This is a genomic window from Streptomyces sp. NRRL S-1813 (assembly GCF_000719605.1).
Classification (GTDB): Bacteria; Actinomycetota; Actinomycetes; order Streptomycetales; family Streptomycetaceae; genus Streptomyces; species Streptomyces decoyicus.
On sequence record NZ_JOHB01000029.1, the window covers coordinates 12,630 to 27,706 of the forward strand.

16 protein-coding genes are annotated in these 15,077 nt (G+C 71.5%); 11 read left to right on the top strand and 5 right to left on the bottom strand.

The annotated features are described in order from the left end of the window. Positions 1–109 precede the first annotated feature (109 nt). From IF67_RS0130120 to IF67_RS0130130, 3 genes are all read left to right on the top strand, one after another. Positions 110–1,069, top strand: coding sequence for a dihydrodipicolinate synthase family protein (locus IF67_RS0130120; protein WP_030991004.1), 960 nt, complete (start codon positions 110–112; stop codon positions 1,067–1,069). Between the two features lie 174 nt (positions 1,070–1,243). Further along, entirely contained in the window at positions 1,244–1,873 is a 630-nt protein-coding gene (locus tag IF67_RS0130125) for a hypothetical protein (RefSeq protein WP_030991005.1), read from the top strand. Positions 1,874–2,078: 205 nt separating this feature from the next. After that, the gene (locus IF67_RS0130130; RefSeq protein ID WP_037840047.1) at positions 2,079–3,416 is read left to right on the top strand and encodes an MFS transporter; all 1,338 of its coding nucleotides are present in this window, start codon (positions 2,079–2,081) and stop codon (positions 3,414–3,416) included. A gap of 125 nt (positions 3,417–3,541) precedes the next feature. On the opposite strand, the gene IF67_RS0130135 is transcribed toward IF67_RS0130130, so the two are convergent. Further along, a complete protein-coding gene (locus IF67_RS0130135; RefSeq protein WP_030084525.1) occupies positions 3,542–3,781 on the bottom strand; it encodes a hypothetical protein in 240 nt (79 codons plus the stop codon). 66 nt (positions 3,782–3,847) lie between these two features. Between IF67_RS0130135 and map the strand changes: the two genes are divergently transcribed. Together map and IF67_RS0130145 are read left to right on the top strand one after the other, a co-directional pair. Continuing rightward, positions 3,848–4,705 (top strand): type I methionyl aminopeptidase, encoded by an 858-nt coding sequence (gene map / locus IF67_RS0130140; protein ID WP_030991008.1) that lies wholly within the window; start codon positions 3,848–3,850, stop codon positions 4,703–4,705. A gap of 192 nt (positions 4,706–4,897) precedes the next feature. Next, positions 4,898–5,578 (top strand): heme oxygenase (biliverdin-producing), encoded by a 681-nt coding sequence (locus IF67_RS0130145; protein WP_030991010.1) that lies wholly within the window; start codon positions 4,898–4,900, stop codon positions 5,576–5,578. 68 nt (positions 5,579–5,646) lie between these two features. Here IF67_RS0130145 and IF67_RS0130150 read toward each other — a convergent pair whose 3' ends face one another. Next, the gene (locus IF67_RS0130150) at positions 5,647–6,312 is read right to left on the bottom strand and encodes a PhzF family phenazine biosynthesis protein (protein ID WP_030991012.1); all 666 of its coding nucleotides are present in this window, start codon (positions 6,310–6,312) and stop codon (positions 5,647–5,649) included. Between the two features lie 303 nt (positions 6,313–6,615). Between IF67_RS0130150 and efeO the strand changes: the two genes are divergently transcribed. The 4 genes from efeO to IF67_RS0130170 are packed head-to-tail and all read left to right on the top strand — an operon-like array spanning position 6,616 to position 11,020. Then, positions 6,616–7,770, top strand: coding sequence for an iron uptake system protein EfeO (gene efeO / locus IF67_RS0130155; protein ID WP_030991014.1), 1,155 nt, complete (start codon positions 6,616–6,618; stop codon positions 7,768–7,770). Between the two features lie 24 nt (positions 7,771–7,794). Further along, positions 7,795–9,108 carry an iron uptake transporter deferrochelatase/peroxidase subunit gene (efeB, locus tag IF67_RS0130160; protein WP_030991015.1) on the top strand — a complete coding sequence of 438 codons (1,314 nt, stop codon included), beginning with the start codon at positions 7,795–7,797 and terminating at the stop codon, positions 9,106–9,108. Positions 9,109–9,165: 57 nt separating this feature from the next. Continuing rightward, a complete protein-coding gene (efeU, locus tag IF67_RS0130165; protein WP_030991017.1) occupies positions 9,166–10,158 on the top strand; it encodes an iron uptake transporter permease EfeU in 993 nt (330 codons plus the stop codon). Further along, the gene (locus IF67_RS0130170; RefSeq protein WP_234341426.1) at positions 10,145–11,020 is read left to right on the top strand and encodes a hypothetical protein; all 876 of its coding nucleotides are present in this window, start codon (positions 10,145–10,147) and stop codon (positions 11,018–11,020) included. The genes efeU and IF67_RS0130170 overlap by 14 nt, the downstream gene beginning before the upstream one ends. Positions 11,021–11,116: 96 nt before the next feature. On the opposite strand, the gene IF67_RS0130175 is transcribed toward IF67_RS0130170, so the two are convergent. Both IF67_RS0130175 and IF67_RS0130180 read right to left on the bottom strand, forming a co-directional pair. After that, entirely contained in the window at positions 11,117–11,863 is a 747-nt protein-coding gene (locus IF67_RS0130175) for a bifunctional DNA primase/polymerase (RefSeq protein WP_030991021.1), read from the bottom strand. Positions 11,864–12,026: 163 nt separating this feature from the next. After that, positions 12,027–12,626, bottom strand: a complete 600-nt coding sequence (locus tag IF67_RS0130180) for a TetR/AcrR family transcriptional regulator (RefSeq protein WP_030991022.1) — start codon at positions 12,624–12,626, stop codon at positions 12,027–12,029. A gap of 171 nt (positions 12,627–12,797) precedes the next feature. On the opposite strand from IF67_RS0130180, the gene IF67_RS44410 reads away from it, so the two are divergent. Then, entirely contained in the window at positions 12,798–12,971 is a 174-nt protein-coding gene (locus IF67_RS44410; protein WP_199812801.1) for a DUF6243 family protein, read from the top strand. A gap of 120 nt (positions 12,972–13,091) precedes the next feature. Next, complete coding sequence (gene ddaH, locus IF67_RS0130190) at positions 13,092–13,940, top strand: dimethylargininase (RefSeq protein WP_030991024.1); 849 nt, start codon at positions 13,092–13,094, stop codon at positions 13,938–13,940. 183 nt (positions 13,941–14,123) lie between these two features. Here ddaH and IF67_RS0130195 read toward each other — a convergent pair whose 3' ends face one another. Further along, positions 14,124–15,077: a small ribosomal subunit Rsm22 family protein gene (locus IF67_RS0130195; RefSeq protein WP_030991026.1), complete on the bottom strand. Its 954-nt coding sequence runs from the start codon at positions 15,075–15,077 to the stop codon at positions 14,124–14,126.

The following is a 15,077-nucleotide window of genomic DNA, read 5'->3' on the forward strand; positions in this document are numbered from 1 at the left end:
GCCCCTGCCGGGACCGCGGATCCTTGACCGACCGCCTGTGAACAGGTCTATTGTGCTCGACATAGGACATCCCATGTCCTATGTCTGACTCGGAGCCCCCGGAGCCCCCATGGCACTGCCCGCACCCCTGCACGGCGTCATCCCCCCGGTCTGCACCCCCCTCGGCCCGCGCGGCGAGATCGACACCGCCTCGCTGGCCCGCCTGGTGGACCACCTCATCGACGGCGGGGTACACGGGCTGTTCGCCCTCGGCTCCACCAGCGAGGTCGCCTACCTCACCGACGCCCAGCGCGGCACCGCGCTGGAAACCGTCCTCAAGGCGGCCGACGGCCGGGTCCCGGTGCTCGCCGGAGTCATCGACACCACCACTCCCCGGGTGCTCGACCATGCCCGGACCGCCGCCGCCCTCGGCGTAGACGGCCTGGTCGCCACGGCGCCCTTCTACACCCGCACCCATCCCCGGGAGATCGCCGCGCACTTCCGCCACCTCCGCACGGCCGTGGACCTCCCGCTGTTCGCCTACGACATCCCCGTCGCCGTGCACAGCAAGCTGCCCCCGTCACTGGTGCGGGAGCTGGCCGAGGACGGCACCCTCGCCGGCCTCAAGGACAGCAGCGGCGACGAGGGCTCACTGCGCCGTCTGATCGTCGAACTCGGCGGCGGCACCGCCCGGCACACCGGCCCCGCCCCCGGTTTCGCGGTCCTCACCGGCTCCGAACTGACCGTGGACGCCGCCCTGCTGGCGGGCGCCGACGGCGTCGTCCCCGGCCTCGGCAACGTCGACCCGGCGGCCTATGTACGTCTCTACGACGCCGCCCGGTCCGGCGACTGGGAGCAGGCGGCCGCCGAACAGGAGCGCCTGGTCGGCCTGTTCTCCATGGTCGACGCCGGCCCCGAGGCAGAGATGGGCCGCAGCTCCTCCGCACTGGGTGCGTTCAAGGCGGCCCTCCATCTCCTCGGCGTGATCGACGGGGGTACCACCGCCTTCCCGCAGCGCCCGCTGAGCGAAGGGGCCGTGGCGGAGGTAGGACGTCGGCTCTCCGCCGCCGGTCTGCCGCCCGTCCGGTAGAGAGGACCCCGGGCCGCCCGGGACGGCAACGGGCCGGACGGCACTCGCCCCCGGGACGGCAACGGGCCGGACGGCACTCGCGGGCCGTCCCGGCCGTCCGCCCCCATCCCCGTACGGGTGACGCTCCTTGAAACGGCAACCGGAAGGCGCCGTCCTGGGACAGGATGCCGGGCCATGGATGCCGTACGGGTCGCCCTGCTGCGTGAGGTGCTCGCCGGGACCGAGTGGGTGCAGGCCACCCGCCGCTTCGCGGGGACGCTGCGCGGTGCCGTCGCCCCGCACGGCGGGGGGCTGCTGCTGGTCGGCAGCGCCGCGTACGAGCCCTGGCATCTTGCCGCCCATCTCGACGACGAGGCCGCCTGGTCGGGCCTGCCCGAGCTGTCGCCGACCCTGGTGCGCCATCGCGTCCCCGGCGGGGCGCCGCCCCATCTGGCGGTGGGGCTCGGCCGGTTGGCGGCGGCCGGGCGCGGCGAGACGCTGCTGGTCGTCGCGCCGGAGCAGCCGGGCGCCGGACTGCTGGAGCGGGTGCACGACGCCCGCCGCAACGGCGCGACGGTGCTCGCCCTGGACGGCGGCGACCGCGATCTGCACGCCCTGGCCCATGACGCTCTCGCCGCGCCCCCGGCCGTGCCCGACGGTGCGGACGAGGCGCCCGCGGACCTCGACCTCGACACGGTCCAGCATCTGGTGAGCGCGGCCGCCGGGGAGAACAGCCTGCCCGCGCCCCGAGGTCACCGCCGCTTCCGCGACCGGCTGGCCCGCCTCGCCGACGGGCTGACCGCCCCCCCGCCGCCCCGCTGGTAGCCCGCGAGGCCCGCCCCGCAGACCGGTGAAAACCCTTTGCGCCGCCCCGCGTCCGCGCACACGATGGTGCACCGTGCATTCGGACGGCCCGCTTTCTTCCCCCACATCCCCTTCACCAGGTTCACCTGATTCGTCTGGATCACCTGGTGCACATGGTGCACCTGGTTCGCCCCCTGCGCCTCGCGCACGCCGACGCCGCTCCGCGCTGCTGCCGGATCTGGCCCCCTGGCACTCCTCGCGCGACTTCCGGCTGCTGTGGTGCGCGGGCGTGATCACGGTCTTCGGCAGCTCACTGTCCTTCGTGGCCCTGCCGCTCCAGCTGAAGGAGCTGACCGGCTCCACGCTCGCGGTCGGGGCGCTGGGTGCGGTGGAGCTGGTCCCGCTGATCGTCTTCGGTCTCTACGGCGGGGCACTCGCGGACTCCTTCGACCGCCGTCGGCTGGTCCTGTGGGCCGAGGCCGCGCTGGGCCTGGTCTCCGTGCTCCTGCTGCTCAACAGCCTGCTGCCGCACCCGATGGTGTGGCCGCTGTACGCGGCCGCAGCGGCGACCAGCGCACTGACCGGTCTGCAACGGCCGGCCCTGGACGCGATCGTGCCGCGGATCGTCCCGCACGAGCAGCTCGCCGCGGCCGCCGCCCTGAACGCGCTGCGCTGGCAGATCGGCGCGATCGCCGGGCCCGCGCTGGCCGGCGGGCTGCTGGCCCTTGCCGGGCTGCGCTGGGCGTACGCCGTCGACGCGGTCACCTTCGTGCTCTCGGTGCTGCTCGCCCTGAAGCTGGCGCCCTCGCCCGCCTCGCACGACGCCGCGAAACCGTCGTTGCGCGGGATCGCCGAGGGCGCGCGCTACGCCTGGAGCCGCAAGGAGCTGCTCGGCACCTACGCCATCGACGTCCTCGCGATGCTCTTCGCCTTCCCGCTGGCGATCTTTCCGTTCCTCGCCGACGATCTCAACGCGCCCTGGGCCCTGGGACTGATGTACGCGGCGCTGCCGGCCGGTTCCCTCCTGGTGAGCCTGACCAGCGGCTGGACCTCACGGATCCACCGGCAGGGCCGCGCGATCGCGCTGGCCGCCGCGAGCTGGGGGCTGGCGATGGCGGCGGCCGGGCAGCTGCGCAACGTCTGGCTGGTGCTGCTCCTGCTGACCGTGGCCGGTGCCTGCGACATGGTCAGCGGCATCTTCCGCTCGGCGATGTGGAACCAGACCATCCCCGACGAACTGCGTGGCCGGCTGGCCGGTATCGAGCTGCTCTCGTACTCGGCGGGCCCGCAGCTGGGCCAGGTCCGGATCGGCGGCATGGCGGCGCTGACGAGCGTACGGGCGTCGGTGTCGTGGGGCGGGCTGCTGTGCTTCGCGGGGGTCGGGCTGCTGGCGCTCGGACTGCCGAAGCTGATGGCGTACGACGCCAGGACCGATGAGCACGCCCGGCGGATGCGGGAGCGCCGTGCCGCCCCTGCCGGGCCACCCGGCGGCGGGGGTGCGCGGGACGGCGAGGGTGCGGGGCCGGGAGCGCAGACCCCGGACGCGGATCCGGCGACGGCCTGAGGCCAGGGACGCGGCGGGACACCGCACGCCTGGCCCGCCGCCCTGGACGTCCATCCCGCAAGCCCTGGACGTCCGCCCCGCCGCCCTACTAGGGGGAGACACCCCGCCCCAGGGGGAGGCACCCCCTAGGCGTCCGCCCCGCCGCTCTTGCCCTTCTGCGGGTCGTCGTGCCACTTGGGGTCGGTCTCCCACTCCAGATTCCGCTCCTGGGCGGTCTCCATGGCGTGGGAGGCCTCCTCTCGGGTGTCGTACGGGCCGAGGCGGTCGGCGGCCCGGCACTGGGGCCCCTCCTCGACCGTCCGGTGCTCGAGGCAGTAGAACCACTCGCCGGGCTTGCCGACCGTACGCCTTTTGAACAGCGCCATTGCCGCCTCCTGTGGATGCTTCTGTGCCACCATCCTGCCCGACGGCCCGCGGATACACTCGCTGGCATGTCTGGCCAGTCGCTTCTTGTCCCGGGGGAGATCTCCCCCACCCGCCCCGTCCCTGCCTCGATCCCGCGCCCCGAGTACGTCGGGAAGGACGCGCCCACCCCCTACACGGGGCCCGAGGTACAGGACGCCGAAACGATCGAGCGGATGCGGATCGCCGGCCGGATCGCCGCGCAGGCGATGGCGGAGGCCGCCAAGCTGATCGCGCCGGGCGTGACGACCGATGAACTGGACCGGGTCGCCCATGAGTTCATGTGCGACCACGGCGCCTATCCGTCCACGCTCGGCTACCGCGGTTTCCCCAAGTCCCTGTGCTCCTCGCTCAACGAGGTCATCTGCCACGGCATCCCGGACTCGACCGTCCTCAAGGACGGCGACATCGTGAACCTGGACGTCACCGCGTACATCAACGGCGTGCACGGCGACAACAACGCCACCTACCTGTGCGGCGAGGCGGACGAGGAGTCCACGCTCCTCGTCGAGCGCACCCGTGAGGCGCTCAACCGCGCGATCAAGGCCGTCAAGCCGGGCCGTCAGATCAACATCATCGGCCGGGTCATCGAATCGTACGCCAAGCGCTTCGGCTACGGAGTGGTCCGTGACTTCACCGGTCACGGCATCAACTCCTCCTTCCACTCCGGCCTGATCGTTCCGCACTACGACAGCCCCCACCACACCACCGACATCAAGCCCGGCATGACCTTCACGATCGAGCCGATGCTGACGCTGGGGTCCTACGACTACGACATGTGGGACGACGGCTGGACGGTGGTGACCAAGGACCGCAAGCGGACCGCGCAGTTCGAGCACACGCTGGTGGTCACGGACACCGGGGCCGAGATCCTCACGCTGCCCTGACGGGAGCGGAGGCGGGGACGGGGAAACTTTTACCGACAGAGCGTCGGGAACAGGGGTAGGCTCGTTACCGACACGACGTCGGGAACGGGGTTGACTTAGGTAAGCCTAAGTAGTTAGGTGAACCCAGCGCCAGCGGCTCGGCGGAGCCGGCTTCTGTTCCCGTCCGCGCCCCTCGGTCCCCGGAGGTCCGCCTTGGAAGCGTCCAGCCCGACCCCGTCCGCGTCGTCCACCCCCTTCTCGGCGGTCATCCGCACCGCCTCCCACGAGCAGCACGTGGAGGCCGAGAACTCCTCCTTCATGAGCGACCTCCTCGGCGGCAGGCTCGGCATCCCGGCCTACCGGCGCTACACCGAGCAGCTGTGGTTCGTCTACCGCGCGCTGGAGGACGCCTGCGAGCCGCTCGCCGCCGACCCGGTCGCGGGCCCCTTCATCCGCCCCGAGCTGGCCCGCACCGCCGCACTGGAGCGCGACCTCACCCACCTCGGCGGGCCGTCCTGGCACAGCGGCCTGGAGCCGCTCCCGGCCACCGCCGCCTATGCCGACCGGGTGGCGGCCTGCGCCCGCGAGTGGCCGGCCGGCTTCGTCGCCCACCACTACACGCGCTATCTCGGCGACCTCTCCGGCGGCCAGATCATCCGCGGCACCGCGGAGAAGACCTGGGGCTTCGCCCGCAAGGGCGACGGTGTCCGCTTCTACGTCTTCGAGGGCATCGCCAACCCGGCCGCCTTCAAGCGCGAGTACCGGGCGCTGCTGGACGCCCTGCCGGTGGACGACCTGGAGAAGCAGCGGGTGGTCGACGAGTGCAAGCGGGCGTTCCGGCTGAACAGTGCGGTCTTCCGGGAGTTGGGCGAGGAGTTCCCGCTGAGCGCGTAGGAACCGGCCCTCCGACCCCTGCCGCCGGCCCCCTTACCCCCATCCCCCGCCCGCCCCGAGCCCCACGACTACGGGGCATCGGGGCGGACCCGTCCGCCGACGGCGATGGTGCCGTCCGGATACGTCCGGGTGAGGAGCTGCGAGCCGGCGCCCTGCCGGATGTCGAGCGGGCGTCCCCGCTCATGGGTCAGCAGCATCGCGGCGGCGCCGGTCGCCTCGTCCTCGACGACGCTGTCGCCGCGCCGCGGGAAGGCCCGCGCCCGGACCACGCCCGCGGCCTCGTCCTGCCAGGCCCAGGCATAGAGCCAGCCCTCCCCCGGCGGCGGCGCGGGCAGTGCGTCGACCTCGGCCGCCGAGGCATGCTGCCGGGTCGTGCGGGCGGGCACCCACTCCGGGCGTCCGCGCACCCAGGTGATGTCCCCCTCGAAGCGGACCGCGACCTCACCGGCCGCGGGGCGCAGGGTGCGCGGCGGCCGCCCCAGGCTCCGCAGCAGCCAGGCCAGACCGACCAACGGGTGCCCGGCGAACGGGAGCCGGCCGCTCGGGGTGTGGATGTCCACGGCGCCGCGGGCGGCGTCGTCGAGGAACACGGTCTCGCTGAAGCCGAGTTCGGCCGCGAGCGCGGTCCGCTCGGTGGCGTCGGGGAGGGCCGCCCCGTCGCGGACGACACCCAGCGCATTGCCCCCGGCCCCGTCCGGGCCGCAGAACACCCGGAGCACATCAAGTTCGGTCATCCGGACAGTGAACCGCAAGGCCGGTGGCCCGCGGCGGCAAACGGGCCGCAACGGACCGTGAATTCGCTGGCCACGCCCCGTCGCATCACATGACCCTTACCTTGACCGACCCATGACGCTTCCGTGACCGGGCGCGCGTCAATCCGTGATCGAGTCGTTGTCCATGAGAGCGGGATCACTGGACGGAGCGGGGAAAAACAGGTAAGCCTCAGATAAGTTAGGGCCGCCTTAGTGACTGTCGGAGCGACTGTCTATCGTTCCGGTACGTCACCCCCGTACATCCGAGCCCGCCTGGAGCCCCGTATGCGAGCCCTTCGCTCCTCCGCCGTTGCCGCCCTCGCCGCGGCCACGGCCGTCACCGCCGTCGCCGGCTGCGCCGCGAAGAACGACGGCAAGGGGGGCGGCGGAAAGGGTGCGATCGAGGTGACCGCGACCGACTCCAGCTGTGAGCTCTCCGCCAAGGAGTTCCCTGCCGGACATGTCCGGTTCGCGGTGCAGAACAAGGGCTCCAAGGTCACCGAGGTGTATGTCTACGCACCCGGCGACCGGATCGTGACCGAGCGGGAGAACATCGGTCCCGGCACCAGCGCGGAGATCACCGCGGAGGTCAAGGCCGGTTCGTACGAGGTCGCCTGCAAGCCCGGTATGAAGGGCAAGGGCATCCGCCAGAAGGTGACCGCCGGCGGCAAGGGCGCGACCGCCGAGCGTGACCCCAAGCTGGACGCCGCCGTTGCCGCGTACCGCACCTACGTCCAGGAGCAGGCCGACAGGACTCTCCCGGCGGCACGGAAGTTCGCCGACGCGGTCAAGAGCGGCGATGTGGAGGCCGCGAAGAAGGCCTACGCCCTCTCGCGGGTGGGCTGGGAGCGCACCGAGCCGGTCGCCGAGTCGTTCGGTGACATCGACCCCAAGGTCGATGTGCGCGCCGACGGCCTGGAGAAGGGCCAGAAGTGGACCGGCTGGCACAAGCTGGAGAAGTCCCTGTGGGAGGAGAAGAAGATCTCCGGGGACGACAAGAAGCTCGCCGGCCAGCTGATCACCGATCTGAAGGACTGGCAGAAGCGGGTCGGCAAGGCCGAGATCACCCCGACCAGCATGGCCAACGGCGCCAAGGAGCTGCTCGACGAGGTGGCCACCGGCAAGGTCACCGGTGAGGAAGAGCGCTACAGCCACACCGACCTGGTCGACTTCCAGGCCAATGTCGAGGGTGCCGAGAAGGCGTACGAGCTGCTGAAGCCGGTCGTCGCCAAGAACGAGCCGGCGCTCGCCAAGGAGCTGGACAAGCAGTTCAAGGCGATCCGTTCGCTGCTCGACGACCACCGCGACAGCAAGTCCACCGACGGCTTCGCCTCCTACGACACGGTCGGCAAGGACGAGCGCAAGAAGCTCTCCGACGGCGTCAACGCGCTGGCCGAGCCGCTGTCCAAGCTCGCCGCCGCCGTGGCCACCACCAAGTAGTCCGCCGCCAGGCAAGGGATCACGATGACGCAGGACAACGGCACGACCACCGAGGACACCAAGGCCGAGCAGACCGCCGACGGGCATGCCCCGTCCCGGCGTTCGCTGATCGGCTGGGGAGGCGCGGGTCTGGCCCTGGGCGCGGTCGCGGCCGGCGGTACGGCGGCGGCGCTGCGCACCGGCGGCGACGCCCAGCCGGCCGGCGCGGACGCGACCTCGCGCTCCGCGGTCCCCTTCCACGGCAGGCATCAGGCGGGTATCGCCACCGCCGTCCAGGACCGGCTGCACTTCGCCTCGTTCGACGTCACCACCGAGGACCGCGCCGAGCTGATCGCGCTGCTCAAGGAGTGGACGAAGGCGGCGGCGCGGATGACGGCCGGGGACGCGGTCGGCGACGGTGCGGTCGGCGGGCTCGCGGAGGCTCCGCCGGACGACACCGGCGAGGCGCTCGGTCTGCCGCCGTCCCGGCTCACCCTCACCTTCGGCATCGGCCCGACGCTGTTCGAGAAGGACGGCAAGGACCGGTTCGGCATCGAGGCCCGGCGGCCCGACGCCCTGATCGACCTGCCGCAGTTCCCCGGCGACAACCTCGACAAGACGCGCAGCGGCGGCGATCTGTGCGTCCAGGCGTGTGCGGACGACCCGCAGGTGGCGGTGCACGCGATCCGCAACCTGGCGCGGATCGGCTTCGGCAAGGTCGCGATCCGCTGGTCGCAGCTGGGCTTCGGCAAGACGTCCTCGACGACGCCGGACGCCCAGACCCCGCGCAACATGTTCGGCTTCAAGGACGGCACCCACAACCTCGCGGGCACCGACACCGCCGCGCTCGACAAGCACGTCTGGGTCACCGACGGGGACGCGAAGGACAAGGCCGGCTGGATGGCCGGCGGCTCCTACCTCGTCGCGCGCCGGATCCGGATGCACATCGAGACCTGGGACCGCACCTCGCTCCAGGAGCAGGAGGACATCTTCGGCCGGAACAAGGGCGAGGGCGCACCGGTCGGCAAGAAGCACGAGCGCGACACCCCGCATCTGAAGTCGATGCTGCCGACCGCGCATGTCCGCCTCGCGCACCCGGACTCCAACGGCGGGGTGCGCATCCTGCGCCGCGGCTACTCCTTCACCGACGGTACGGACGGTCTGGGGCGGCTGGACGCGGGACTGTTCTTCCTCGCCTACCAGCGGGACGTCCGCCAGGGCTTCGTCCCGCTCCAGAAGCGGCTGGCGGCCGACGACGCGCTCAACGAGTACATCCAGCACGTGGGTTCAGCGGTCTTCGCGGTGCCGCCGGGCGTCCGGAACGCGGACGACTGGTGGGGCCGGGAGCTGTTCGCCTGACATCGTCGACGCCGGAAGGCGGGGCGTCGACTTCATGAAGGAAGGGAAGGAACCGACGTGTTCGGCAACTACCTGATCGGTCTGCGCGAGGGCCTGGAAGCCAGCCTCGTCGTCTGCATTCTCATCGCCTATCTGGTCAAGACCGGACGGCGGGAGGCGCTGCGCCCGGTCTGGACCGGTATCACGATCGCCGTGGTGCTGTCGCTCGCGTTCGGTGCGGCGCTTCAGTTCGGGTCGCAGACCCTGACGTTCAAGGCCCAGGAAGCGCTCGGCGGATCGCTGTCGATCATTGCGGTCGGCCTGGTGACGTGGATGGTCTTCTGGATGCGGCGCACCGCGCGGCATCTGAAGAAGGAGCTGCACGGCAAGCTGGACGCGGCGCTCCAGATGGGCACCATGGCGCTGGTGGTCACCGCGTTCCTGTCGGTGGGCCGCGAAGGCCTGGAGACCGCGCTGTTCATCTGGACCGCCGCGCAGTCCGCCAATGACGGCGTACGGCCGCTGGTCGGGGCGCTGCTGGGCCTGCTGACGGCCGTAGCGCTGGGCTGGCTGTTCTACCGCGGTGCGGTGCGGATCAATCTGGCGAAGTTCTTCACCTGGACCGGCGGCATGCTGGTCGTGGTCGCGGCGGGTGTGCTGGCGTACGGCTTCCACGACCTCCAGGAGGCGGACCTCCTGCCGGGGCTGACCACGCAGGCGTTCGACATCAGCGCACAGATCCCGGTCGACAGCTGGTACGGCACCCTGCTGAAGGGCATCTTCAACTTCCAGCCGGACCCGACCGTCCTTCAGGTCACGGTGTGGGCTCTGTATCTGGTCCCCACGCTCACGTTGTTCTTCGCCCCCGGTAGGGTTGCGCCGAATCGTGCCACCCCGGCGGCCGCCCAGTCCGCCCCGGTCGCCCCGAAGGAGCCCGAGCCCCATGACACGCAGGTCACCGTTCCGGGTGCCCGCAACACTGACGTCGGCAGCGGCGGCGCTGGTGATATTGAGCGGCTGCATGACGGTGCACGGCGAGAGGGAGATGCTGCCGGCGGTGTCGAAGGCTGAGGGCACCAAGGCGCTCACCCACTTCACCGAGACCTTCAACAAGGTCAACCGGCAGCTCGATCCGACGCTGAACCCCTCCTTCGAGGGGGGAGCGCTGCTCGCCATCGACCAGGCCGGGATAAAGGCGGCACACGCCCTCCGGCCGCAGGGCAATCCGAACTTCACGTCACTGGCGTTCACGGATCCGCACTTCACCGTGCCCAAGCAGGCGGGCTGGCCGAAGTACTTCATCGCGGACGCGGCCAGCAACCGCAAGAACGCCCGTGGCCAGAACACCCGCTGGTTCCTGGTGTTCAGCCGCAACGGCATCGATGAGCAGTGGCGCGCGGTGTATCTGGCGACGTTCGCGGGCAACAAGGCGCCGGAGCTGGAGACGGACGGGAAGGGCTACGCGGAGGCGGTGCCGGCCGGCGCGAAGTCCGGTCTGGCGGTCGATCCGGGCAAGCTCAGCCGTACCTACGCGGACTACCTCAACACCGGCAAGGGCAGCACCTTCGCCTCCGGCCCGGAGACCGACGGCTGGCGGGCCCGGCGGGCCAAGGACGCCAACCGGCCCGGCCAGCGCATCATGTGGGAGGACACCGCCGCGGGCTATCCGCCGGTGGCACTGCGGACGAAGGACGGCGGTGCGCTGGTGTTCTTCTCGACCGTCTACCACCAGCAGAAGACGGTGTTCGCCGGGGGGACGATCACGGTGACCGGGGGTCTGCGAGGCCTGCTGGACGGTCCGCCGAAGAAGACCAACCGGATGGCCTTCACCACTGTCTCCGGCCAGGCGGTCACGGTGCCGGCCAAGAGCGCCGGAGGGAAGGTCACGGTCCTGAACCGGATCGAGGCGAAGACCTCGGTGAAGCCGCTGTAGCCGGCCGGGAAACCGCTCGTATGCGAAAGGGCCGTCGGGGTGAACCCGGCGGCCCTTCGGCGTATGTGTGGGAGGGGCGGCAGGTGGCCGGCCCGCTCAGCGGCCGATCGGCCAGGCCGCCGCTTCATGGTGGTAGGGCTCGCGGCTGTTGAACTCCGCGCAGGCGTCGGTGAGCGACTCCAGCAGCGTCAGCGGGTCGGGCGGCGTCAGCTCGGGGCCGCGCAGCCAGGTCACCGCGGGCTGCTCGCCGGGCAGCGTCGAGGGCGGCAGCAGCACATAGCTGCCGCGGCAGTGCCAGCGCAGCCCCGGGTGCTCGTCCATGGTCTCGGGGTGGCAGTCCAGCTCGCAGGGCCACCACTCGTCCTCGTCGTCCGGGGTGCCGCGGGTGGCGGTGAAGAAGAGCATCCGGCCGTCGCGGAAGCCGGACCCGCTGAGGGTGATCGGCCCGACCTCGATACCCGCCGCGTCCAGCCGCCCCAGGGCGCTGCGGCCCGCCTCGACGGGGACGTCCAGCACGTCGTGGCTGATGCCGGTGGCGGTGATGAAGTTGGCCTGCGGGAGGGTGCGGACCCAGGCGGCGACCTTGTCGCGGTCGGTGGTGGCGACGGTCTGCCAGCCGAAGGAGATGGGGTGCCGGCCGGGAGTGGGACAGCCGATGCGTTCACAGGAACAGCCGTAGCCGGAGGGGTGCGCCGCCGGGGCCACGGGGAAGCCGGCGTCGACCGCCGCCAGCAGCAGGTCCTCGCGGCTGCGCGCAGCCGCTGATCCCGTGTCCGTATCGCCGCCGTCCGATCCGCTCTTCGGCCGGCGCAGCCACTGGGAGAACCTGCTCTTGCGTTCCATCTATCCCCTCACTTCGAGCGGTGGTCTGGGATCAATGCTGCCACCATCCTGCTCCTCGGGTGACCGGTGTGGAGATCCGGGGTGAACGAAGAGGAGACCAATACCGGCAATTCAGGTCATCGACGACAGGATGCCGCCATCGTCACCCGGTCGGCCGGTGCGCTCAGCCGCGCGGCCGCAGACCGCGCAGTGCCTGGTCGACAAGGGTGTCGACGAAGTCGTAGGTCAATTCGCCGGTGCGCATCAGCCAGCGCTGTGAGAAGGGACTCAGCACCATCTCGGCGGCGATCCGCACATCGACATCCTCGGCCACCTCGCCCGCCTCCTGCGCCGCCCGCAGCCGCTCGGTATAGACGCGGACACCGGGCTCCAGCAGCCGGGCGACGAAGGTGCGGGAGACCTCCTCGTCGTTCGCGCCGGCCACCGCGAGGGCGCGGTAGGGCGCTTGGAAGGCCGGGTCGTTGAATTCATCGGCGGTCGCCCGCAGCACGAACTTCAGGTCCGCGGCCAGATCGCCGGTGTCCGGGAGGCCCGCCGCGTAGTCCTCGTCGGCGTCGGCGGTGAACGCATCCAGCAGAACGGCGGCCTTGGAGGGCCACCAGCGGTAGATCGTCTGCTTGCCGACCCCGGCCCGGGAGGCGATGCCTTCGATCGTGAGCTTCTCGTAGCCGACCTCGCCGACGAGCGCGAGGGCGGCCTCGAAGATCGCCCGGCGGGAGCGTTCGCTGCGGCGGGTGGAGTCGGGGGCTGCTTTGTTGGCCATACCGCGGAGTTTAGCGAGGAGAAGGCGAGACGTATCGTCTTGACGAGACGAACCGTCTCGCTCATAGTGGATTCCGAGCGAGACGCTACGTCTCGCTCGATGGACTCGATGAACTCGATGGACTGGTGAACCGGTGAACCCGGTGAACTCGCGAAGAGGAAGGGGAATCCCATGAGCAAGGGCAATGCCGGCGGGATGCTGGGGGTCGGCGGAACACGCAACAAGCTCTCGCGCGGCGCACTGCGCGGCGGGCACGCGGACCGCGGCGGCCGGGGGCGGACCGATGCCCAGGACCGGCGCCGTGACCTGCTGCGCAAGTTCCAGGAGCGGGCGAAGGAGGAGTAGGCAGCGGGCCACCCGAACGGTGCACGGTCCGGGGCACCGGGGCTCTTCGCGGTGGACGATTTGGGAGCGCGTACGAGATCCCGTACCCGCCCTGAGTGCCACCACCGTGAGGAGCCTTCCTTGCGTATCCCCCGGCGCAGCGCCACCCCCCGCCGCTACCTGATGTGCCCGCCTGCGCACTTCCGGGTCAGCTACTCCATCAACCCCTGGATGAACCCCGACAAGCCCGTCGATCTCGCCCTCGCGCAGGCCCAGTGGGAGGACCTGCGCGACCGCTACCGCGCGCTCGGCCACACCGTCGAGGAGCTGGCGCCGCACCCCGAATTCCCCGACATGGTCTTCGCCGCCAACGGCGCCACCGTCGTGGACGGACGGGTGCTCGGCGCCCGGTTCGCCTTCGCCGAGCGGCACGGCGAGGCCGCGGTGCACGCCCGGTGGTATCGCGATCACGGCTTCGCCGACGTACGCGCACCGCAGAACGTCAACGAGGGCGAAGGGGATTTCGCCGTCACCGCCTCCTGGCTCCTGGCCGGCCGCGGCTTCCGCAGCAGTCCGCTCTCGCATGCGGAGGCCCAGGAATACTTCGCCCGCCCGGTGCTCGGCCTCGATCTGGTCGACCCGCGCTATTACCACCTCGATACGGCGCTGTGCGTGCTCGACGCCGGCAACGGCGAGCCGGGCGGAGGCGCGGCGGAGGTCATGTACTACCCCGGCGCTTTCTCCGCGGGGAGCCGGGCCGTGCTGGCCCGGCTGTTCCCCGACGCGCTGATCGCCGGCGCGGCCGATGCGGCGGCCTTCGGGCTGAACGCGGTGTCCGACGGCCTGCACGTGCTGCTGCCCCAGGCGGCGGTGGGGCTCTTCGCACCGCTGCGGGAGCGGGGGTACGAGCCGATCGGGATGGATCTGACCGAGCTGCTGAAGGGCGGGGGGAGCGTGAAGTGTGTGACGGCGGAACTGCGTCCGGGGTGAACCCCACGTGGTCGGGTGCGGGGCCGTGGTGGGTTCGGTTTTTTCGCCTTCGGCGGGAGAGGGATGGAGTGGGCTGTGGCCCCGCGTAGGTGGGTGGTGCGGTGCCGGGGGCTGCGGGGTGCGGTGGGGGTGAGGCCAGAACCAGGGTGGGGGTGAGGGCGAGGTCAGGGCCCGTGAGGACGGTCAGGACCAGTCGTCGCCCCACGACGCGTCGCGGGCCTGGCGGTAGTGGGTGCCGTGCCGCTTGGTCACCGTCGTGCGCTGGAGGCCGTCCTGTGTCGTGCACAGGTCCAGGAGGACCTGGCCCTTGCGGAGTTGGGGTTTGCGGATGATGCGGGCCGGGGCGGGGGTGGCGTCAAGGGTGGTGGCGGCGACGTAGCTGAACTTTTCGTCCTCGTACGGGAGAGAGCCGCCCTTGACCTGGCGGTGGAGGGAGGAGCGGTTGACCCGGGCGGCGAAGTGGCACCAGTCCTGTCCCGGGACGATGGGGCAGGTGTCGCTGTGCGGGCAGGGGGCGACGATGCGCAGACCGGCTTCGGTGAGCTGGGTGCGGGCCTCGCGGATGCGGAGGTAGCCGTCAGGGGTGCCGGGTTCGATCAGGACGACGGCCTCGGCCGCGGTGGCCGCCGCGGCGACGACGGCGCGGCGGTCCTCGGGACGGAGTTCCCCCAGCACGTAGGAGACGGTGACCAGGTCCGTGCCGGCGGGGACCGTCAGGCCCTCGCCGATGGTCTGCCGCCGCCATTCGGTGTCGGGCAGGGTCTTGGCGGCCAGTTCCCGGCCGAGGTCGAGGGCGGGCTGCGCCCAGTCCAGGACGGTGCTGTGGTGGCCTTCCCAGGTGGCGGCGGTGGCCCAGATGGCGGCGCCGGTGCCGCCGCCGATGTCCACATGGGTGGCCGGGGACCAGTCCGGGACCCGGGCGGCGAACGCGGTCAGCGCGGCCCGTACCGCCTCGAAGGTGGCGGGCATCCGGTAGGCGGCGTACGCGGCGACGTCGGCGCGGTCCCGCAGCACCGGGGCGTCGGTGGGCGTACGGCCCCGGTAGTTGGCGATCAGCCGCTCCACGGCCTGCGCGGCCTGTTTGGGCGGCAGGCCGTCGAGCAGGCCCGCCAGCGCGGCGCGCAGTTCCTCATGCAT